Annotated in this window: 18 protein-coding genes; 6 read left to right on the forward strand and 12 right to left on the reverse strand. The window is 61.1% G+C overall.

Features of this window, described 5'->3' with window-relative positions:
* Positions 1–38 precede the first annotated feature (38 nt).
* The 7 genes from CSV86_RS06890 to CSV86_RS06920 form a co-directional block, all read right to left on the reverse strand.
* Complete coding sequence (locus CSV86_RS06890) at positions 39–470, reverse strand: GNAT family N-acetyltransferase (protein WP_009400980.1); 432 nt, start codon at positions 468–470, stop codon at positions 39–41.
* Positions 463–1632, reverse strand: coding sequence for a ribosomal protein uL16 3-hydroxylase (locus CSV86_RS06895; RefSeq protein WP_009400978.1), 1170 nt, complete (start codon positions 1630–1632; stop codon positions 463–465). The genes CSV86_RS06890 and CSV86_RS06895 overlap by 8 nt, the downstream gene beginning before the upstream one ends.
* Before the next feature lie 82 nt (positions 1633–1714).
* The gene (purB, locus tag CSV86_RS06900; RefSeq protein ID WP_009400977.1) at positions 1715–3085 is read right to left on the reverse strand and encodes an adenylosuccinate lyase; all 1371 of its coding nucleotides are present in this window, start codon (positions 3083–3085) and stop codon (positions 1715–1717) included.
* 89 nt (positions 3086–3174) lie between these two features.
* A complete protein-coding gene (gene hflD, locus CSV86_RS06905; RefSeq protein ID WP_009400976.1) occupies positions 3175–3795 on the reverse strand; it encodes a high frequency lysogenization protein HflD in 621 nt (206 codons plus the stop codon).
* Positions 3792–4916: a tRNA 2-thiouridine(34) synthase MnmA gene (mnmA, locus tag CSV86_RS06910; protein ID WP_009400975.1), complete on the reverse strand. Its 1125-nt coding sequence runs from the start codon at positions 4914–4916 to the stop codon at positions 3792–3794. Before mnmA ends, hflD begins: the two co-directional genes overlap by 4 nt.
* A 71-nt stretch (positions 4917–4987) precedes the next feature.
* Positions 4988–5428 (reverse strand): NUDIX hydrolase, encoded by a 441-nt coding sequence (locus CSV86_RS06915; RefSeq protein WP_009400974.1) that lies wholly within the window; start codon positions 5426–5428, stop codon positions 4988–4990.
* 132 nt (positions 5429–5560) lie between these two features.
* The gene (locus CSV86_RS06920; RefSeq protein WP_009400973.1) at positions 5561–7786 is read right to left on the reverse strand and encodes an NADP-dependent isocitrate dehydrogenase; all 2226 of its coding nucleotides are present in this window, start codon (positions 7784–7786) and stop codon (positions 5561–5563) included.
* A gap of 417 nt (positions 7787–8203) precedes the next feature.
* Here CSV86_RS06920 and icd point away from each other — a divergent pair, with 417 nt between their 5' ends.
* Positions 8204–9460, forward strand: coding sequence for an NADP-dependent isocitrate dehydrogenase (gene icd / locus CSV86_RS06925; RefSeq protein WP_009400972.1), 1257 nt, complete (start codon positions 8204–8206; stop codon positions 9458–9460).
* Positions 9461–9518: 58 nt separating this feature from the next.
* Here the strand turns inward: icd and cspD are convergent, their stop codons facing one another.
* Positions 9519–9770, reverse strand: coding sequence for a cold shock domain-containing protein CspD (cspD, locus tag CSV86_RS06930; protein WP_037060661.1), 252 nt, complete (start codon positions 9768–9770; stop codon positions 9519–9521).
* Between the two features lie 229 nt (positions 9771–9999).
* Between cspD and clpS the strand changes: the two genes are divergently transcribed.
* On the forward strand, positions 10000–10362 hold the full coding sequence (gene clpS, locus CSV86_RS06935; protein ID WP_009400967.1) for an ATP-dependent Clp protease adapter ClpS: 363 nt from the start codon (positions 10000–10002) through the stop codon (positions 10360–10362).
* Between the two features lie 30 nt (positions 10363–10392).
* Positions 10393–12663 (forward strand): ATP-dependent Clp protease ATP-binding subunit ClpA, encoded by a 2271-nt coding sequence (gene clpA / locus CSV86_RS06940; RefSeq protein ID WP_009400966.1) that lies wholly within the window; start codon positions 10393–10395, stop codon positions 12661–12663.
* Between the two features lie 317 nt (positions 12664–12980).
* On the opposite strand, the gene CSV86_RS06945 is transcribed toward clpA, so the two are convergent.
* The gene (locus tag CSV86_RS06945; RefSeq protein WP_000349485.1) at positions 12981–13295 is read right to left on the reverse strand and encodes an ArsR/SmtB family transcription factor; all 315 of its coding nucleotides are present in this window, start codon (positions 13293–13295) and stop codon (positions 12981–12983) included.
* A 141-nt stretch (positions 13296–13436) separates the two neighbouring features.
* Here CSV86_RS06945 and CSV86_RS06950 point away from each other — a divergent pair, with 141 nt between their 5' ends.
* Complete coding sequence (locus CSV86_RS06950) at positions 13437–14441, forward strand: permease (RefSeq protein WP_040363373.1); 1005 nt, start codon at positions 13437–13439, stop codon at positions 14439–14441.
* Positions 14442–14453: 12 nt separating this feature from the next.
* A complete protein-coding gene (locus CSV86_RS06955; protein ID WP_000610830.1) occupies positions 14454–15731 on the forward strand; it encodes an ISL3 family transposase in 1278 nt (425 codons plus the stop codon).
* 106 nt (positions 15732–15837) lie between these two features.
* On the opposite strand, the gene infA is transcribed toward CSV86_RS06955, so the two are convergent.
* The 3 genes from infA to aat form a co-directional block, all read right to left on the reverse strand.
* Positions 15838–16056, reverse strand: a complete 219-nt coding sequence (gene infA, locus CSV86_RS06960; RefSeq protein WP_002553999.1) for a translation initiation factor IF-1 — start codon at positions 16054–16056, stop codon at positions 15838–15840.
* A 102-nt stretch (positions 16057–16158) separates the two neighbouring features.
* Positions 16159–16866 (reverse strand): arginyltransferase, encoded by a 708-nt coding sequence (locus CSV86_RS06965; RefSeq protein WP_009397611.1) that lies wholly within the window; start codon positions 16864–16866, stop codon positions 16159–16161.
* A gap of 53 nt (positions 16867–16919) precedes the next feature.
* Positions 16920–17615 carry a leucyl/phenylalanyl-tRNA--protein transferase gene (gene aat, locus CSV86_RS06970; protein ID WP_009397609.1) on the reverse strand — a complete coding sequence of 232 codons (696 nt, stop codon included), beginning with the start codon at positions 17613–17615 and terminating at the stop codon, positions 16920–16922.
* Positions 17616–17966: 351 nt separating this feature from the next.
* Here aat and ftsK point away from each other — a divergent pair, with 351 nt between their 5' ends.
* Positions 17967–20372, forward strand: a complete 2406-nt coding sequence (gene ftsK, locus CSV86_RS06975) for a DNA translocase FtsK (protein WP_009397607.1) — start codon at positions 17967–17969, stop codon at positions 20370–20372.
* The last annotated feature ends 40 nt before the right edge of the window (positions 20373–20412 follow it).

Raw genomic sequence — 20412 nt, forward strand, 5'->3', positions numbered from 1 at the left:
CACGATCCCTGTGGGAGCTGGCTTGCCAGCGATTGGGGTCACAACGGTTTCGAGTCACGCACCATGTCGACATGAGGAATGCCCGCTTCCAGGAATTCCTCACTGACCACCCGGAACCCCAGGCGCTCGTAGAATGCCGTGGCATGCACCTGGGCCGTCAGCATCTGCTGGCGCAGGTCGCGGTTCTGCGCTTCGAGGATCGCCGCCTGCATCAACGCATCGCCGACTTTCAGGCCGCGCCAGTCCTTGAGTACCGATACCCGGCCGATCTGGCCGTCTGGCAGCAGGCGGGCGGTGCCGATGGCGTAGTCGTCTTCCATGGCCAGGAAGTGGATGGCCTGGTTGTCGTCCGAGTCCCATTCCAGTTCCGGCGGTACGCTCTGCTCGGCGATGAACACTGCCTCGCGGATGCGGCGGATGTCCGCATTGTCCTTGTGCCAGTCGGCCAGGCGGACCTTGATCTTATTCATTGGCGAACCCCAGGCTTCCCTGCTTGACCAACTGGCAAACCAGTTCCAGGCCGACTTCGTCGCCCAGCCAGTCGGCCAGGTTGTCGATATGCAAGGCGTCGGCCGAGCAGATCAGCTTCAGCAGTTCACGCAGGTTGCCCGGCAGCAGGCGGCTCTGTCCGCTGGCGAAGAGCAGCAGGTTATCGTCCACCTCGGACCAGGCCAGGCGTGCGCTCGGGTTGCGGATGATGATCGCGCCCTGTTCCAGGCTGTCCACCAGCTCTTCTTCGCTCAGTTCTTCACCGCTGACCAGTTCCGGATAGCGCGGCTCGGTCATGAACTGGCCGAACCAGGTCAGCAGCAGGCGCTCGTCGCCCATGTGTTCGTTGAGCAGGGACTTCAGGCGACCGAGGGCGTCATGCTGGATCTGGTGCGGGTCGTCGCTGACCGGCTGGGCGTCGGCGTCGCTGTAGCGTTCTTCATCGGTCAGGAACTGGCCGAGGAAATCGGTGAAGTGGGTCAGCACCTCGGCGGCGCTTGGCGCGCGGAAGCCGACCGAGTAGGTCAGGCAGTTGTCTTCGGCAACGCCGTAGTGGGCCAGGCGCGGCGGCAGGTAGAGCATGTCGCCCGGCTCCAGGACCCATTCGTCGCTCTGTTCGAAGTCGGCGAGGATGCGCAGGTCGGCGTGTTCCAGCAGCGGGCTGTCGCTATTGCACATTTGCCCGACTTTCCAGTTGCGTTTGCCGTGGCCCTGGAGCAGGAACACGTCGTAGTTGTCGAAGTGGGGGCCGACACTGCCGCCTGGTGCGGCGAAGCTGATCATCACGTCGTCGATGCGCCAGCTCGGCAGGAAGCGGAAGTGCTCCAGCAGCTCGGCGACTTCCGGGACGAACTGGTCGACCGACTGCACCAGCAGGGTCCAGTCGCGTTCCGGCAGGGTGCCGAAGGTGTCTTCGGTGAACGGGCCACGGCGCAGCTCCCACGGGGTTTCGCCGTGTTCAAGCACCAGTCGCGACTCGACCTCTTCTTCCAGGGCGAGGCCGGCCAGTTCGTCGGCATCGATGGGGCTTTCGAAATCGGTAAAGGCCTGACGGACCAGCAACGGTTTTTTCTGCCAGTAGTCGCGCATGAACTGGCGCGCAGTCAAACCGCCGAGAAGTTGCAGTGGGATATCAGGATTCATGGTTAACCTATTGAAAAAAGACAATTTTCTTTCAGGAATAAAAACGCCCGGCTCGGCCGGGCGTTAAAACGCGGGGTGTGGATCAGACGCGCTTGGCTTGCTCGGCAGCGTTGCCGATGTAGCTGGCAGGGGTGAGCTTTTTCAGCTCTTCGCGAGCCTCGGCAGGCATGTCCAGGCCTTCGATGAAAGTCTGCAAGGCTTCCGGGCTGATGCCCTTGCCACGAGTCAACTCCTTGAGCTTCTCGTAGGGGTTTTCGATGTTGTAGCGACGCATCACGGTCTGGATCGGCTCGGCCAGGACTTCCCAGCAGGCGTCCAGGTCGTCGGCGATGCGCGCGGTGTTGATTTCCAGCTTGCCGATGCCTTTCAGGCTGGCTTCGTAGGCGATCACGCTGTGGGCGAAGCCGACACCGAGGTTGCGCAGCACGGTGGAGTCGGTCAGGTCGCGCTGCCAGCGGGAAACTGGCAGTTTGCTGGCCAGGTGCTGGAACAGGGCGTTGGCGATGCCCAGGTTGCCTTCGGAGTTCTCGAAGTCGATCGGGTTGACCTTGTGCGGCATGGTCGAGGAGCCGATTTCGCCGGCAACGGTCTTCTGCTTGAAGTAGCCCAGCGAGATGTAGCCCCAGACGTCACGGTCGAAGTCGATGAGGATGGTGTTGAAGCGGGCGATGGCGTCGAACAGCTCGGCAATGTAGTCGTGCGGCTCGATCTGGGTGGTGTAGGGGTTGAACACCAGGCCCAGCTCGTCCTCGATGAAGGCGCGGGCGTTGGCTTCCCAGTCGATCTGCGGGTAGGCCGACAGGTGGGCGTTGTAGTTGCCCACGGCGCCGTTGATCTTGCCCAGCAGCGGTACGGCCGCAACCTGGGCGATCTGACGCTCCAGGCGGTAGACCACGTTGGCCAGTTCCTTGCCCAGGGTGGTCGGCGAAGCCGGCTGGCCGTGGGTGCGCGACAGCATCGGCACTTCGGCGAAACGGTGGGCCAGTTCACGGATCGACTGGGCGATCTGGCGCATCAGCGGCAGCAGCACGGTATCGCGGCCTTCGCGCAGCATCAGGGCGTGGGACAGGTTGTTGATGTCCTCGCTGGTGCAGGCGAAGTGGATGAACTCGCTGACCTTGGCCAGTTCCGGCAGCTTCGCCGCCTGCTCCTTGAGCAGGTATTCGATGGCCTTGACGTCGTGGTTGGTGGTGCGTTCGATTTCCTTGACGCGCTCGGCGTGCTCAAGGGCGAATTCATTGGCCAGGCCATCGAGCAGTGCGTTGGCTTCGGCGGAGAAGGCCGGGACTTCGGCGATCTGCGGGTGGGAAGCCAGACGCTGCAGCCAGCGGACTTCGACCAGGGCGCGGAAACGGATCAGGCCGTATTCGCTGAAAATGGGGCGCAGGGCCTGGGTTTTGCCGGCGTAGCGGCCGTCTACAGGGGAAACCGCAGTGAGCGAGGAGAGCTGCATGGGGTGTTCTCGGACAGTCAGGCTTTTAAGAGGGCGCATATCATACATGAAAATCACGCCCGGGTCGGGTGGCTGACAAAAGGTATTTATCAGCCGCGAAGCATTGGGTAGAGCTCGCGCAACAGCTTGCGGCGGCTGAACACCAGTTGCCAGCGATGCCCGCCGAGCTGGCGCCAGAGGCGCGCGGCACGGATGCCGGCCAGGAGCAGGGCACGGATCTTCGAAGCATTGTTGGTCTGCTGCAGGTGGCGCATGTCGCCATGGACCTGGATGCGCTGGCGCAGGGTGCTCAAGGTATCCTGGTACAGCGCGCCGCTGGAGGCGATGACGTTTTCGTGAGCCAGGCCGAAGTGGTCGGCCTGGGCCTGGATCTGCGGCAGGCGGTTGCCGATGGTTTCCAGCATGTCGCCGCGCTTGGCCAACTGGCGCTCCAGGCCGAGCATCGACAGGGCGTAGCGCAGGGGTTCGCGCTGCAGGCTGCCGGGGTCGCGCTCCAGGGCGCTGGCCAGGGCGCGGTAGCCGTCGCGCAGGTTCAGGTCGTCGCCACCGAACACTTCCAGGGTGTCCTTGGGGTCGCGTACCAGCAGGCTGCCAAGCATGCAGCCGACATCGGCCTCGCTGGCGGTGCCGGTGCGGGCAATGCGATCCACCAGTACGGCGGCCTGGAACACGCCGCCGAGGGCGATCAGTTGCTCCTGGGTCTGGTTCATCCGCGGGCGCTCCACGGTTCGGCGATTTCGATCACGCCGCCGCCGAGGCAGATATCGCCGTCGTAGAACACCACCGACTGGCCGGGAGTGACGGCCCGCTGCGGTTCGTCGAATACCGCCCGATAACCGGTTCCGGTGCGCTCCAGGGTGCAGTCCTGGTCGCTCTGGCGGTAGCGCACCTTGGCGGTCAGGCGGCGCGGCGCCGACAGGTCGATCGGGTTGACCCAGAAGATTTCCGAGGCGAGCAGGGCGCGGGAGAACAGCCATGGATGTTCATTGCCCTGGCCGACCACCAGCACATTGCGCGCCAGGTCCTTTTCCAGCACGTACCACGGTTCGTCGCCGGCATCCTTCAAGCCGCCGATCCCCAAGCCCTGGCGCTGGCCGATGGTGTGGTACATCAGGCCGTGATGGCGGCCGATGACCTCGCCTTCGGTTGTCTGGATCTCACCCGGCTGGGCCGGCAGGTATTGCTTGAGGAAATCGCTAAAACGGCGCTCGCCGATGAAGCAGATGCCGGTGGAGTCCTTCTTCTTCGCCGTGGCCAGGCCGTGTTTCTCGGCGATGGCGCGGACTTCCGGCTTCTCCAGTTCGCCCACCGGGAACAGGGTGCGGGCGATCTGCTCGCCGCCGACGGCATGGAGGAAGTAGCTTTGGTCCTTGTTCGGATCCAGGCCCTTGAGCAGCTCGGTGCGGCCATCGATATCGCGGCGGCGCACGTAGTGGCCGGTAGCTATCATGTCGGCGCCAAGGGACAGCGCGTAGTCGAGGAACGCCTTGAACTTGATTTCCCGGTTGCAGAGGATATCCGGGTTCGGCGTGCGTCCGGCCTTGTACTCTTCGAGGAAGTGTTCGAAGACGTTGTCCCAGTACTCGGCGGCGAAGTTGGCGGTATGCAGCTTGATGCCGATGCGGTCGCACACGGCCTGGGCGTCGGCCAGGTCTTCGCGGGCGGTGCAGTATTCGGTCCCGTCGTCCTCTTCCCAGTTCTTCATGAACAGGCCTTCCACCTGGTAGCCCTGCTCCATCAGCAGGAGGGCGGAAACGGAAGAGTCCACGCCGCCGGACATGCCGACGATGACGCGCGTCTTTTCGGGAGCTGGAAGAGCTGTTTCGGACATAGGTATGGGATGCGTATCTGGAAAAAGACGACGATTCTATCAGGCTGCGCCCTGCAAGGCGAAAGGCGCGCTCAGTTACGGATCAGCGAGAGGCTGTGCAACGGCCCGGCGAGGTAGTCGTCGAGGCATTGCGGCACCAGTTCGCTGCGCCAGCGTTGCGGGTCGGCCAGGAGTTCTTCGCGGGTCAGCCACACGGCACGCACGATATCGCTGTCCAGGGCGCGTTCGGCGTGGTGCTTGACGGGCCTGGCGGCGAAGCAGATGCGCTGGTAGGTCACGCCGCTGCTGGGGGCGGTGTAGAGATAGATGCCGACCACGCCGGTCAGCTCGACGTCCCAGGCGGTTTCTTCGAGGGTTTCCCTCAAGGCCGCTTCGAGCAGGGTTTCATTGGCCTCCAGGTGCCCGGCGGGCTGGTTGAAGACATGCTTGCCGGCCTTGAACTCCTCGACGAAGAGGAAGCGGCCCTGGTCTTCGACGACGGTGGCGACGGTGATGTGGGGTTGCCAGGTCATGTTCGGTCCTTTGATGGCGCCGAACCCTGTGGGAGCTGGCAAGCCAGCTCCCACAGGGTTCGGCGTGTAGCTGATATAGAAAAACCCCGGTGCGTGGCCGGGGTTTTCCTTCATTGCTTCAAGCTGGCGTTCTTACAGCGCGGCAATCGCGTTGTTGAAGGTCTGGCTTGGGCGCATCACCTTGCTGGTCAGTTCGACGTCGGTGAAGTAGTAACCACCGATTTCGGCTGGCTTGCCCTGAACTGCGTTGAGCTCGGCGACGATGGTCGCTTCGTTCTCGGTCAGGGTCTTGGCCAGCGGAGCGAAGCGTGCCTGCAGGGCAGTGTCTTCGGTCTGGGCAGCCAGTGCCTGGGCCCAGTACAGGGTCAGGTAGAAGTGGCTGCCGCGGTTGTCGATACCGCCGACCTTGCGCGCTGGGGACTTGTTGCTGTCCAGGAACTGGCCGGTGGCCTGGTCGAGGGTGGCAGCCAGTACCTTGGCTTTCGGGTTGGCGTAGGCGTTGCCCAGGTGCTCCAGGGAAGCGGCCAGGGCGAGGAATTCACCCAGCGAGTCCCAGCGCAGGAAGTTTTCCTCGACCAGTTGCTGGACGTGCTTCGGTGCCGAACCGCCAGCGCCGGTTTCGAACAGGCCGCCGTTGTTCATCAGCGGAACGATCGACAGCATCTTGGCGCTGGTGCCCAGCTCCATGATCGGGAACAGGTCGGTCAGGTAGTCGCGCAGCACGTTGCCGGTGACCGAGATGGTGTCCTTGCCGGCGCGAATGCGCTCCAGGGAAACCTTCATCGCCTCGACCGGTGCCAGGACGCGGATGTCCAGGCCGCTGGTGTCGTGGTCCTGCAGGTACTTCTGCACTTTCTCGATCAGCACGCCGTCGTGGGCGCGTTGCGGGTCGAGCCAGAAGATCGCCGGGGTGGCGCTGGCGCGGGCGCGGTTGACGGCCAGCTTGACCCAGTCGCGGATCGGCGCGTCCTTGGTCTGGCACATGCGGAAGATGTCGCCCGCTTCCACTTCCTGTTGCAGCAGCAGGTTGCCCTTGCTGTCCAGGACGCGGATGGTGCCGTCGGCCTTGGCCTGGAAGGTCTTGTCGTGGGAACCGTATTCTTCGGCTTTCTGTGCCATCAGGCCGACGTTGGGCACGCTGCCCATGGTGGTCGGATCGAAGGCACCGTGTTTCTTGCAGTCTTCGATGACGGCCTGGTAGATGGTCGCGTAGCAACGATCCGGGATCAGCGCCTTGGTGTCCTGCAGCTCGCCCTGGGCGTTCCACATCTTGCCCGAATCGCGGATCATCGCCGGCATCGAGGCGTCGACGATCACGTCGCTCGGCACGTGCAGGTTGGTGATGCCCTTGTCGGAGTTGACCATGGCCAGCGCCGGACGGACGGCGTAGACGGCCTGGATGTCGGCTTCGATCTGCGCCTGCTGCTCGGCCGGCAGGGTCTTGATGCGGGCGTACAGGTCGCCGATGCCGTTGTTCAGGTTGAAGCCGATCTCTTCGAGGACCGCAGCGTGCTTGTTCAGGGCGTCGGCGTAGTACTCGGCGACGATCTGGCCGAACATGATCGGGTCGGAAACCTTCATCATGGTGGCTTTCAGGTGCGCCGACAGCAGCACGCCCTGGGCCTTGGCATCTTCGATCTCGGCAGCGACGAAGGCGCGCAGGGCCTTGGTGCTCATCACGGCGCAGTCGATGATTTCGCCAGCCTTGACAGCGGTCTTTTCCTTGAGGACGGTGGTGGAGCCGTCCTTGCCCAGCAGTTCGATGCGCAGGCTGTCATCGGCTTCGATCAGGGCGGCCTTTTCGCTGCCGTAGAAGTCGCCGCTGCTCATGTGAGCGACGTGGGACTTCGAATCGGCGGCCCAGGCGCCCATCTTGTGCGGATGCTTGCGCGCGTAGTTCTTGACCGACAGCGGGGCGCGGCGGTCGGAGTTGCCTTCACGCAGGACCGGGTTCACGGCGCTGCCCTTGATGCGGTCGTAGCGAGCGCGGGCTTCCTTCTCGGCGTCTGTGGTCGCGGTGTCCGGATAGTCGGGGACGTTGAAGCCCTTGCCTTGCAGCTCCTTGATCGCGGCTTTCAGTTGGGGAACCGAGGCGCTGATGTTCGGCAGCTTGATGATGTTGGCTTCGGGCGTGGTCGCCAGTTGGCCCAGTTCCGCCAGGTGGTCGGCCACTTGCTTGTCGGCGCCGAGCTGTTCTGGGAAGGCGGAGAGGATGCGGCCGGCGAGAGAGATGTCCCGGGTTTCTACCGAGATTTCGGCGGTAGCGGTGAAGGCTTCGACGATGGGCAGCAGGGAGAAGGTGGCGAGGGCGGGAGCTTCGTCGGTGAAGGTATAGATGATCTTCGAACGGGTGGACATATTCGGGTTAACTCTCTGTTTTGCTGAGCGTGCTCGGAATCTCGGTAGGGCGCGCAGGGTAAGCGCTTCGCTCAGACACATCCATAAGCGGAAAGTCGAGGATTCCAGGCTGTGATGGTGGGTTGCATCAGTCGAGTGTCAAACGGCTGCACTGCTGTAACAGTCCAGTCTTGTCGGGGCCGTGGGTCCTGTGGCGGACGTCTCGCCCCGAGTGACCCTTGGGTCACCGGCGCGCAGTATACCAATTCCTTGGTCCTAATCAGCAAGGCGAACATGGCGGATGAGCATTTATAGACGAAAGATGTAGAGCTTTTTTCGGCTTCGTGACGGTTTTTTCGCCAAGGTTTCCGTTCTTCGCCAACTGGGTTAGGCTCAATGGATTGCATGACTTCAAACCAAGAAAAAGCGGAGTGCAGCATGGGATACCAGAAAATCGAGGTTCCGGCAGTCGGCGACAAAATCACCGTCAACGCAGACCATTCTCTCAATGTTCCAGACAATCCGATCATCCCGTTCATCGAAGGCGACGGCATCGGCGTCGATGTCACCCCGGTCATGATCAAGGTGGTCGACGCTGCGGTCGAGAAGGCTTACGGCGGCAAGCGCAAGATCTCCTGGATGGAGGTCTATGCCGGCGAAAAGGCTACCCAGGTGTACGACCAGGACACCTGGCTGCCCCAGGAAACCCTCGATGCGGTGAAGGATTACGTGGTTTCCATCAAGGGCCCGCTGACCACGCCGGTCGGTGGCGGCATCCGCTCCCTCAACGTCGCCTTGCGCCAGCAGCTCGATCTCTATGTGTGCCTGCGCCCGGTGGTGTGGTTCGATGGCGTGCCCAGCCCGGTGAAAAAGCCAGGCGACGTCGATATGGTGATCTTCCGCGAGAACTCCGAGGACATCTACGCCGGTATCGAATGGAAGGCCGGTTCGCCCGAGGCCAACAAGGTCATCAAGTTCCTCAAGGAGGAAATGGGCGTTACCAAGATCCGTTTCGACCAGGATTGCGGGATCGGCGTGAAGCCGGTGTCGAAGGAAGGCACCCAGCGCCTGGTGCGCAAGGCCTTGCAGTATGTGGTGGACAACGACCGCAAGTCGCTGACCATCGTGCACAAGGGCAACATCATGAAATTCACCGAAGGCGCCTTCAAGGACTGGGGGTACGAGGTCGCCAAGAATGAATTCGGCGCCGAACTGCTCGATGGCGGCCCGTGGATGAAATTCAAGAATCCGAAGACCGGTCGTGAAGTCATCGTCAAGGACGCCATCGCCGACGCCATGCTCCAGCAGATCCTGCTGCGCCCGGCGGAGTACGACGTCATCGCCACCCTCAACCTCAACGGAGACTACCTGTCCGACGCCCTGGCGGCGGAAGTGGGCGGGATCGGTATCGCCCCGGGCGCCAACCTGTCCGATACCGTGGCCATGTTCGAGGCGACCCACGGCACCGCGCCGAAGTACGCCGGCAAGGACCAGGTCAACCCGGGTTCGGTGATTCTTTCCGCGGAAATGATGCTGCGCCACCTGGGCTGGACCGAGGCGGCCGACCTGATCATCAAGGGCACCAATGGTGCGATCCGCGCCAAGACCGTGACCTATGACTTCGAGCGGCTGATGGACGGGGCAACCCTGGTCTCGTCGTCGGGCTTCGGCGAGGCGCTGATCAAACACATGTAAGAAAAAAGGCCCGCCTCATATAAATGAGGCGGGCCTTCGTTCGTAATACCGCTATGGATCAAGCGTTCATGGTCAAGTTGGTCGGGACCCTGGCCTCCACAGTGACGGGCGCGGCATGGATGTTGACCGCGTGATTGCCCTTGGGGCCCTGGATGACCTCGAAGATGACCGACTGACCCGCTTTCAGGGTCTTGTAACCATCCATCTGGATCGCCGAGTAATGTGCGAAGAGGTCTTCGGTGCTGCCGTCTTCATTGATGAAGCCGTAACCCTTCGCATTGTTGAACCACTTGACTTTACCGCTTGCCATCCTCATATCCCTCTGCAAAGGACTCCATCACTGGAGTATCATCCACTCCATCCGCATACGAACCTGCGAAATTCCTGGTTGACTGCGCGGATCTAATTGACCACGGTGGGTTCTTATTGGTTGTAACACCGTTTTACCGATAGTCAAGGTCAGGCGACGGGCCGTAATCCGCGCCGGTTCCAGCGGCCAACCCACAACCTTAACCTGTCGAAATGATGAAATTCTTTCCATGCATGCACATAGCCAGATTCGACTAACATTCAATCAGGATCGCCCGCAATCGCATGAGGACGATGGCTCCGGGTTGGCAGTACAGGAAGCCAAGCCGGCGCTGCAGGCGCCACCGATGTACAAGGTGGTTTTGTTCAACGATGACTACACACCGATGGATTTCGTCGTCGAAGTGCTCGAAGTGTTCTTTAACCTGAACCGCGAGCTGGCGACCAAGGTCATGCTGGCCGTCCATACCGAAGGACGGGCAGTCTGCGGATTGTTTACCCGCGACATCGCCGAAACCAAGGCCATGCAGGTCAACCAATACGCCAGGGAAAGCCAGCATCCGCTACTCTGTGAAATCGAGAAGGACGGTTAATCGCCGACCACTTGGGTATGAGGTGAAGCTATGTTAAACCGCGAGCTCGAAGTCACCCTCAATCTGGCCTTCAAGGAGGCGCGCTCCAAGCGTCATGAGTTCATGACGGTCGAGCACCTTCTCCTGGCATTGCTGGACAACGAGGCCGCCGCCACCGTTTTGCGTGCGTGCGGGGCAAATCTCGACAAGCTCAAACACGATCTGCAGGAGTTCATCGACTCCACCACGCCATTGATCCCCGTTCATGACGAGGACCGTGAAACCCAGCCAACCCTGGGCTTCCAGCGGGTACTGCAGCGTGCCGTCTTCCATGTGCAGAGCTCCGGCAAGCGAGAAGTGACCGGCGCCAATGTATTGGTGGCCATTTTCAGCGAGCAGGAAAGCCAGGCGGTGTTCCTGCTCAAGCAGCAAAGCGTGGCTCGCATCGATGTGGTCAACTACATCGCCCACGGCATTTCCAAGGTTCCAGGTCATGGTGAACACCAGGATGGCGAGCAGGAGATGCAGGACGAGGAAGGAGGCGAAACCTCTTCCTCGAGCAATCCGCTCGACGCCTATGCCAGCAATCTCAACGAGCTTGCCCGCCAGGGCCGCATCGATCCGCTGGTCGGTCGGGAAACCGAAGTCGAGCGCGTCGCGCAGATCCTTGCTCGCCGCCGCAAGAACAACCCGCTGCTGGTAGGTGAGGCCGGTGTCGGCAAGACGGCCATCGCCGAGGGCCTGGCCAAGCGCATCGTCGATGGCCAGGTGCCGGACCTGCTGGCCCAGAGCGTCGTCTATTCGCTGGACCTGGGCGCACTGCTGGCGGGTACCAAGTACCGCGGCGATTTCGAGAAGCGCTTCAAGGCGCTGCTCGGCGAACTGCGCAAGCGTCCCCAGGCGATCCTGTTCATCGACGAAATCCACACCATCATCGGTGCCGGCGCGGCATCCGGTGGGGTGATGGATGCGTCCAACCTGCTCAAGCCGCTGCTGTCCTCCGGCGACATCCGCTGCATCGGCTCGACCACCTTCCAGGAGTTCCGTGGCATCTTCGAGAAGGACCGTGCCCTGGCGCGGCGCTTCCAGAAAGTCGATGTCAGCGAGCCCTCGGTGGAAGACACCGTGGGTATCCTGCGCGGGCTCAAGGGTCGCTTCGAGTCGCACCACAGCATCGAATACAGCGATGAGGCCTTGCGTGCCGCTGCTGAGCTGGCAGCCCGCTACATCAACGACCGGCATATGCCGGACAAGGCCATCGACGTCATCGACGAGGCGGGCGCCTTCCAGCGTCTGCAGCCGGTGGAGGCGCGGGTCAAACGCATCGAAGTTCCGCAGGTCGAGGACATCGTCGCCAAGATCGCGCGCATTCCGCCGAAACATGTCACCAGTTCCGACAAGGAGTTGCTGCGCAACCTAGAGCGCGACCTGAAGCTGACGGTGTTCGGCCAGGATGCAGCCATCGACTCGCTGGCCACGGCAATCAAGCTGTCCCGGGCCGGCTTGAAGGCGCCGGACAAGCCGGTCGGTTCCTTCCTGTTCTCCGGGCCGACCGGGGTCGGCAAGACCGAGGTGGCGCGGCAGCTTGCCAAGGCCCTGGGGGTCGAACTGGTGCGCTTCGACATGTCCGAGTACATGGAGCGGCATACCGTCTCCCGCCTGATCGGTGCGCCGCCGGGCTACGTCGGTTTCGACCAGGGTGGCCTACTCACCGAGGCGATCACCAAGCAGCCGCATTGCGTGTTGCTGCTCGACGAGATCGAGAAAGCGCATCCGGAAGTCTTCAACCTGCTGTTGCAGGTGATGGACCACGGCACCCTGACTGACAACAACGGGCGCAAGGCGGACTTCCGCAACGTGATCCTGATCATGACCACCAACGCTGGTGCGGAAACCGCGGCGCGGGCCTCGATCGGCTTTACCCACCAGGATCACTCTTCCGATGCCATGGAAGTGATCAAGAAGAGCTTCACGCCGGAGTTCCGCAACCGCCTGGATACCATCATCCAGTTCGGTCGCCTTACTCACGAAACTATCAAGAGCGTGGTGGACAAGTTCCTCACCGAACTGCAGGCGCAACTGGAGGACAAGCGTGTTCTTCTGGAAGTGTCCGACGCGGCGCGCAGCTGGCTGGCGACCGGTGGCTACGACGCCCAGATGGGCGCCCGGCCGATGGCCCGGCTTATCCAGGACAAGATCAAGCGGCCACTGGCCGAGGAGATCCTGTTCGGCGAGCTGGCCGAGCATGGCGGTGTGGTTCATGTCGATATCCGCGATGGCGAACTGGTCTTCGACTTCGAGACCACGGCGGAGATGGCCTGACTTCGAATCCTGTGGGGGCAGGTCCGGCCTCATCGCTGGCAAGCCAGCTCCCACAGGTCTCGAATGCGCCGCCAATCCTGTGGGAGCTGGCTTGCCAGCGATAGGGCCATCAGCCTCACCACAAAAACAGCAAAAACAAAAGGGTATCCGGAATTTCTGGTTGATAAAATGCCAAAGATGTAAAGAAGAAAATCTTTCTCAGCGGATTATCTGATTGATCCTCTTCAGCCTACTCTACTGCCAATTTTCTGTTTCCACCTTCGCCTGAGTCTTCATAGCGATGCTGACTAGGGAGGACAGCGAGAGCTGGGCAAGCGTCAAAGCGGTTCTGGTTCATGCGCAATCCGGACACCTGCACAACATTCCTCTTGTAAGAAACCGATCAAATTCTCTAGGTGCCCATACTCGGGTATACAGACAATCGTGCGGCTATGTTTCTCCTGCCGGATCAGCCCTACCTTGGCCATGCGCGCAAGGTGATGTGATAGCGTCGAAGCAGGAATACCCAGCCCCTTCTGGATATCTCCGACCGAAGCCCCATCATGGCCAGCTTTGACCAGAAAGCGGAACACGGACAGTCGGTGACTATTCCCTAGCTCAGCTAAGCTGGCTGCAACCTTTTCGTGATCCATAGCACGCCCCAATAATTCGATGTTTCTAGAATTATAGTTGACAGGTCGGATAAACGCAAGTAGGCTGCGTACATCATTTCGACAATACTAGAAATATAGGAGTAATATTGAATGTCATCTCAACTCCAAGACGCTCTAGGCATGTTCGCCTTTCTCGCTATCGAGCTATCGGTTTTATTCATTGGCATTAGCTTGCTGGTCGGAGTTCTTCAACGTCACATCCCACCATCCAAGGTGGAAGCGTTACTGACTTCCAGTGGGAAGCGAGGCTATTTTCTTGCTGCTGGTTTAGGAGCTATAACGCCCTTCTGTAGTTGCTCGACTATCCCCATGTTGAAAGGGTTGATTCGGGCACGGGCCGGTTTTGGGCCGATGATGGTGTTTCTTTTCTCATCTCCGTTGCTGAATCCTATCGTCGTCGGCCTGCTGGTTGCCACGTTTGGATGGACACTTACTGCTATCTATGTGCTCGCCGCTTTGGTGGTCGCGGTAGGTGCCGGATGGCTGCTTCACACGCTTGGCTTCGAGCGTTATGTGCGCCGGACGGCGACACAAGAGAGCAGTGGATGTAGTTCATCAGCAAGCCCGTGCAGTGCTACATCGACCGCATCGAGTTGCGGCACCAACAGCTGCGACACCACTCCGAAGACGGCTTCTTGCGGGGCTGATAGGAAGACAACAGTCTCTACGTCTAGCGAATGCTGTGACAGTCAACCCACTGTCACGGTTAAGAAAGAAGGGAAGTACAGTGGTGTGTGGCGGGAAGCTTGGTCGGACTTTATCGATGTGTTGCCTTACCTGCTCATCGGTATTGCGATTGGCAGCGTGATCTATGGTTTCATGCCCACTGACTTATTGGAGCAGTATGCAGGCCCAGATAATCCCTTTGCCATTCCAGTTGCCGCTGTCATCGGCGTGCCGTTGTATATTCGCGCTGAAGCCGTCATACCTCTGGCAGCGGCTCTGATGGCCAAAGGCGTGGGTGCCGGGACGGTGCTAGCGTTGATCATCGGCAGTGCCGGAGCCAGCCTGACTGAGCTCATTCTGTTGCGCTCTTTGTTCACGCTGAAGCTTTTAGCGGCGTTTTTAGCAGTCATTTTTGCTATGGCGATGATTGCCGGTTACGCCACCTACCTGTTTTTCTGATCAAGGCGGGAGATGATTAATTCGTTAAGCCTTCCTGGGTACCAGTTGGTGGATTCTGATGAGCAGAATGAAGACATACATTTTCGGCTTGAAGCACCTACACCAGTAGCCTGCGAGGGGTGCGGCGTGCAGGGTGAGTTCGTGCGGTTCGGCAAGCGTGACGTTCCCTATCGTGATCTGCCCATCCACGGCAAGCGGGTCACTCTCTGGGTGGTCCGCCGCCGATACACCTGCCGGGCCTGCAAGACAACATTCAGGCCCCAGCTACCGGAGATGGTGGACGGATTCCGTATGACACTGCGGCTGCATGAGTACGTGGAGAAGGAATCCTTCAACCACCCCTACACCTTTGTGGCGGCACAGACCGGCCTGGACGAGAAGACGGTGCGCGACATCTTCAACGCCCGCGCCGAGTTCCTGGGGCGCTGGCACCGCTTCGAGACGCCCCGCATCCTGGGCATTGACGAGCTATACCTGAACAAGCGCTACCGCTGCATTCTGACCAACATTGAGGAGCGAACCCTGCTCGACCTGCTGGCCACCCGCCGCCAGGACGTGGTGACCAACTACCTGATGAAGCTGAAAGACCGGCAGAAGGTCGAGATCGTCAGCATGGACATGTGGAACCCCTACCGGGCAGCGGTCAAGGCTGTGCTGCCCCAGGCCCGTATCGTGGTCGATAAGTTCCATGTGGTGCGCATGGCCAACGATGCCCTAGAGAGAGTGCGCAAGGGCCTCAGAAAGGAGCTGAAACCGTCCCAGAGCCGGACTCTCAAGGGAGACCGGAAAATCCTGCTGAAACGCGCTCACGAAGTCTCAGACCGGGAGCGCCTCATCATGGAGACCTGGACAGGCGCGTTCCCGCAACTGCTGGCCGCCTACGAGCACAAGGAGCGCTTCTACGGCATCTGGGACGCCACCACACGGCTCCAGGCAGAAGCCGCCCTGGACGAGTGGATAGCCACCATCCCGAAGGGCCAAAAGGAAGTCTGGAGCGATCTGGTCAGGGCAGTGGGAAACTGGCGCGAAGAGACCATGACCTACTTCGAGACGGACATGCCCGTCACCAACGCTTACACGGAGTCCATCAACCGACTGGCCAAGGACAAGAACCGTGAAGGGCGCGGTTACTCCTTCGAGGTGATGCGGGCACGAATGCTCTACACCACGAAGCACAAGAAGAAGGCACCGACTGCGAAGGTCTCTCCTTTCTACAAGAAAACCATCGGTTACGGACTGCCGGACTTCGCAGAGGAACTCAACTACGGAGTCGATCTATCAACCATCTGATAATGGTATCAGGTTGGTGGGGTAAAGGTGCCCCATCAACCATTAAATCCGTATACCCAAACAAAAAAGCCCGGCATATGCCGGGCTTTTTCGTTCGTATCGACTTTTAGCGGGCGCGGTAGGTGATGCGCCCTTTGCTCAGGTCGTACGGCGTCAGTTCGACGCGGACCTTGTCGCCAGTCAGGATACGGATGTAGTTCTTGCGCATCTTTCCGGAGATGTGCGCGGTTACGACGTGCCCGTTTTCCAACTCCACGCGGAACATGGTGTTGGGCAGGGTGTCGACGACAGTGCCTTCCATTTCGAAGCTGTCTTCTTTCGACATGCAGTAAAGCCCTCGGTGTTCAGTTATGGCCGGCCACAGAAGCACCCGGCTACAAAAAGTGGCGTGCATTGTGCCCGAAAAAGGGAGGTCAAGCCAAGGATTTCAGTTCAGGGTGACCCAGCGCTGGTTGATCAGCAATTCAATAGGGCGGTATTGGGTCTTGTAGTTCATTTTTTTGCAGTTCTTGATCCAATAACCAAGGTACACGGCGTCCAGGCCCAGGCGCAGGGTTTCGCCGATCTGCCAGAGGATGGCGTAGCGGCCGAGGCTGCGTCGCTCTTCGGCCGGTTCGTAGAATGTATAGACCGCAGACAGGCCGTTTGGCAGCAGGTCGGTGACCGCTACGGCAACCAGTCGCCCCTGCAGACGGAATTCGTAAAAGCGCGAAAACGGCAGGTCCCTGACCAGGAAGGTGGAAAACTGGTCCCGGCTCGGCGGGTACATGTCGCCATCGGCGTGGCGCTGTTCGATATAGCGCCGGTACAGGTCGAAGTATTCTTCGTTGAAGGCGGGGCGGGCAGCGCTCACCACCAGGTCGGCATTGCGCTTGATGATGCGCTTCTGCTGCCGGTTCGGCGTGAAGCGCGCAGCCGGAATGCGTGCCGGCACGCAGGCATTGCAGTTCTGGCAGTGAGGACGGTACAGGTGGTCGCCACTGCGACGAAAGCCCATTTCCGACAGGTCCGCGTAGACGGTGGCGTCCATTGGCTGGCTCGGGTCAAGAAACAGCGTAGTAGCCTGCTCGTCAGGCAGGTAACTGCAGGCATGGGGTTGAGTGGCATAAAACTTCAACCGCGCCAGCTCAGTCATGATCAACCCCTCGGCAGATTTTTACTAATTGTAAGCCAGCTCTGGAAACTCGCCTAGCAAACGGCCTGGGTGCAGGTCCAGGTGGCGTCATTGGGCTGGTCCAGATATTGACGCAGATAGTCGGCGAAGGTTGCCCTGGAGATGGCGCGAGCACCCAGGCTGTGCAGATGCTCGGTAGGCATCTGGCAGTCGATCAGGACGAAACCGGCCTGGCGCAGGTGCTCGACCAGCGCGACGAAACCGACCTTGGAAGCGTTGTCTGCCCGGCTGAACATCGATTCACCGAAGAACAGCCGGCCCATGGCCAGGCCATAGAGTCCGCCGACCAGTTCACCGTCGTGGCGTACTTCCACGGAGTGGGCAAGGCCTTGACGATGCAGCTCCACGTAGGCCACCTGCATGCTGTCGGTGATCCAGGTGCCGTCGGCATAGGCCCTGGGCGCGGCACAGGCGGCAATCACGGCGGGAAAGTCCTGGTCGAAGCTGACCTGGTAATGCCCTTGGCGGATGAACTTGCGCAGCGAGCGCGAGATATGCAGCTCGTCGGGGAACATCACCGTGCGCGGATCCGGAGACCACCAGAGGATCGGCTGGCCGTCCTGGTACCAGGGGAAACAACCATGGCGATAGGCCTGGACCAGGCGCTCGGGGCGCAGGTCGCCGCCGGCGGCGAGCAGGCCGTTGGGTTCCTGCAGGGCCTTTTCCAATGGCGGGAAATCCAGGGTGTTGCGGTTCAGCCAGGTCAGCATCGGGTTCCGTCGCGTGTGTCGGGGCAGGGGAGGGCGCCCAGCATGACCCGAAAAAGCCCCGGCGGACAACCCGTTGCCTGGCGCGTGTGGTGCGCTTGGATGACGGCCGTCTGCCTTGTGCGCAACTTAATATCGGGGCAGTTGTCCCAACCATGCAAAAACCCCGCATAAGCCTTTGTCACAAAAGAAAATGCGTGCTCAAATTGTTGTATTGGAATTTGCTCCTGTCATGGCTCGTTCCGCCGAGTGCAATGGCGATGGATCGACAGTAATGTTAAAAGTAGTGATTTGTTGACCGGGCCCCTCGGTCAATCACGGTTGGACGCGCATCCGCGCAGGAATAGACCCGTTTTGAAGAAAAACACAGCAACACCCAGCCCCCAGCCGCTCTGGCGCCAGCAGTTGCACTACAGGCTCAAGGAAGGTGCCCTGATTGCCATGGGCGCCCTGTGCCTCTACCTGTGGATGGCATTGCTGAGCTACGACCAGGCCGACCCGGGCTTCAGTCACACCAGCAACGTCGAACAGGTGCAGAACGCCGCCGGCCGCGCGGGTGCCTTCTTCGCCGACGTCCTGTTCATGGTGCTCGGCTATTTCGCCTACATCTTCCCCTTGCTGCTGGCAATCAAGACCTGGCAGATCTTTCGCGAACGCCACCAGCCGTGGCAGTGGAGCGGCTGGTTGTTCTCGTGGCGGCTGATCGGCCTGGTGTTCCTGGTCCTTTCCGGCGCGGCCCTGGCCCATATCCATTTCCATTCCGCACCGAGCCTGCCGGCCTCGGCCGGCGGCGCACTGGGCGAGAGCCTTGGCGACCTGGCGAAGAACGCCCTGAACGTGCAGGGCAGTACCCTGATGTTCATCGCGCTGTTCCTCTTCGGCCTGACCGTGTTCACCGATCTGTCGTGGTTCAAGGTGATGGACATCACCGGCAAGATCACCCTCGACCTCTTCGAACTGATCCAGGGCGCCGCCAGCCGCTGGTGGAGCGCGCGCAACGAGCGCAAGCAACTGGTCGCGCAATTGCGCGAGGTCGACGAGCAGGTCAATGAAGTGGTGGTCCCGGTGGTGCCGGACCGCCGCGAGCAGGCTAAGGCCCGCGAACGCATCATCGAGCGTGACCAGGCGTTGGCCAGGCATGTCGCCGAGCGCGAGGAAAAGACCCCGCCGGTGATCATGCCCGCGCCGGCCAAGGCCCCCGAACCGAGCAAGCGCGTGCAGAAAGAGAAGCAGGTGCCGCTGTTCGTCGACAGTGCCGTCGAAGGTACGCTGCCGCCGATCTCGATTCTCGACCCGGCCGAGCAGAAGAAAGTCAACTACTCGCCCGAATCCCTGGCGGGTGTCGGCCAGTTGCTGGAAATCAAGCTGAAGGAGTTCGGCGTCGAGGTCTCGGTGGACTCGATCCACCCGGGCCCGGTGATCACCCGCTACGAAATCCAGCCGGCCGCCGGCGTCAAGGTCAGCCGCATCGCCAACCTGGCCAAGGACCTGGCACGGTCCCTGGCGGTGACCAGTGTGCGCGTGGTCGAGGTGATTCCCGGCAAGACCACCGTGGGCATCGAGATCCCCAACGAAGACCGGCAGATCGTGCGCTTTTCCGAAGTGCTGTCGTCGCCGCAGTACGACGAGGCCAAGTCGCCGGTTACCCTGGCCCTCGGTCATGACATCGGCGGCAAGCCGGTGATTACCGACCTGGCCAAGATGCCGCACCTGCTGGTAGCCGGTACCACCGGTTCCGGCAAGTCGGTGGGCGTGAACGCCATGATCCTGTCGATCCTGTTCAAGTCCAGCCCGCAGGACGCCAAGCTGATCATGATCGACCCGAAGATGCTCGAACTGTCGATCTACGAAGGCATCCCGCACTTGTTGTGCCCGGTGGTCACCGACATGAAGGACGCCGCCAACGCCCTGCGCTGGAGCGTCGCGGAGATGGAGCGGCGCTACAAGCTGATGGCGGCCATGGGCGTGCGCAACCTCGCAGGCTTCAACCGCAAGATCAAGGACGCCGAGGAAGCCGGCGAGCCGATCTACGACCCGATGTTCCGTCGCGAAAGCATGGACGACGTGCCGCCGACCCTGGGTACGCTGCCGACCATCGTGGTGGTGGTGGACGAATTCGCCGACATGATGATGATCGTCGGCAAGAAGGTCGAGGAGCTCATCGCCCGTATCGCCCAGAAGGCCCGGGCCGCCGGTATCCACCTGATCCTTGCCACCCAGCGCCCGTCGGTGGACGTCATCACCGGCCTGATCAAGGCCAACATCCCGACCCGCATGGCGTTCCAGGTGTCGAGCAAGATCGACTCGCGGACCATCATCGACCAGGGTGGCGCCGAGCAACTGCTCGGTCACGGTGACATGCTCTACATGCCGCCCGGCACCAGCCTGCCGATCCGTGTCCATGGCGCTTTCGTCTCCGACGACGAGGTGCACCGTGTGGTCGAGGCATGGAAGCTGCGGGGCGCACCGGATTACAACGACGACATCCTCAATGGCGTCGAGGAGGCCGGCAGCGGCTTCGAAGGCGGCGGTGGCGGCGAGGGTGGTGAAGATGCCGAGACCGACGCGCTCTACGATGAAGCCGTGCAGTTCGTCCTGGAAAGCCGTCGTGCCTCCATCTCCGCGGTACAGCGCAAGCTGAAGATCGGCTACAACCGCGCCGCACGGATGATCGAGGCTATGGAAATGGCCGGTGTGGTCACCCCGATGAATACCAATGGATCACGCGAAGTCATCGCGCCGGGGCAGGCGCGGGACTGATCCCTCTTCAATGGCGGTAGGCGAAGACGCCCGCCGCTTC

This window comes from Pseudomonas bharatica CSV86, assembly GCF_000319305.2.
Classification (GTDB): domain Bacteria; phylum Pseudomonadota; class Gammaproteobacteria; order Pseudomonadales; family Pseudomonadaceae; genus Aquipseudomonas; species Aquipseudomonas bharatica.

Bases quoted from the DNA above. Each gene is read 5' to 3' on its own strand.
- CSV86_RS06890 (WP_009400980.1), bottom strand. From the start codon at position 470: ATGAATAAGATCAAGGTCCGCCTGGCCGACTGGCACAAGGACAATGCG.
- CSV86_RS06895 (WP_009400978.1), bottom strand. From the start codon at position 1,632: ATGAATCCTGATATCCCACTGCAACTTCTCGGCGGTTTGACTGCGCGC.
- purB (WP_009400977.1), bottom strand. From the start codon at position 3,085: ATGCAGCTCTCCTCGCTCACTGCGGTTTCCCCTGTAGACGGCCGCTAC.
- hflD (WP_009400976.1), bottom strand. From the start codon at position 3,795: ATGAACCAGACCCAGGAGCAACTGATCGCCCTCGGCGGCGTGTTCCAG.
- mnmA (WP_009400975.1), bottom strand. From the start codon at position 4,916: ATGTCCGAAACAGCTCTTCCAGCTCCCGAAAAGACGCGCGTCATCGTC.
- CSV86_RS06915 (WP_009400974.1), bottom strand. From the start codon at position 5,428: ATGACCTGGCAACCCCACATCACCGTCGCCACCGTCGTCGAAGACCAG.
- CSV86_RS06920 (WP_009400973.1), bottom strand. From the start codon at position 7,786: ATGTCCACCCGTTCGAAGATCATCTATACCTTCACCGACGAAGCTCCC.
- icd (WP_009400972.1), top strand. From the start codon at position 8,204: ATGGGATACCAGAAAATCGAGGTTCCGGCAGTCGGCGACAAAATCACC.
- cspD (WP_037060661.1), bottom strand. From the start codon at position 9,770: ATGGCAAGCGGTAAAGTCAAGTGGTTCAACAATGCGAAGGGTTACGGC.
- clpS (WP_009400967.1), top strand. From the start codon at position 10,000: ATGCATGCACATAGCCAGATTCGACTAACATTCAATCAGGATCGCCCG.
- clpA (WP_009400966.1), top strand. From the start codon at position 10,393: ATGTTAAACCGCGAGCTCGAAGTCACCCTCAATCTGGCCTTCAAGGAG.
- CSV86_RS06945 (WP_000349485.1), bottom strand. From the start codon at position 13,295: ATGGATCACGAAAAGGTTGCAGCCAGCTTAGCTGAGCTAGGGAATAGT.
- CSV86_RS06950 (WP_040363373.1), top strand. From the start codon at position 13,437: ATGTTCGCCTTTCTCGCTATCGAGCTATCGGTTTTATTCATTGGCATT.
- CSV86_RS06955 (WP_000610830.1), top strand. From the start codon at position 14,454: ATGATTAATTCGTTAAGCCTTCCTGGGTACCAGTTGGTGGATTCTGAT.
- infA (WP_002553999.1), bottom strand. From the start codon at position 16,056: ATGTCGAAAGAAGACAGCTTCGAAATGGAAGGCACTGTCGTCGACACC.
- CSV86_RS06965 (WP_009397611.1), bottom strand. From the start codon at position 16,866: ATGACTGAGCTGGCGCGGTTGAAGTTTTATGCCACTCAACCCCATGCC.
- aat (WP_009397609.1), bottom strand. From the start codon at position 17,615: ATGCTGACCTGGCTGAACCGCAACACCCTGGATTTCCCGCCATTGGAA.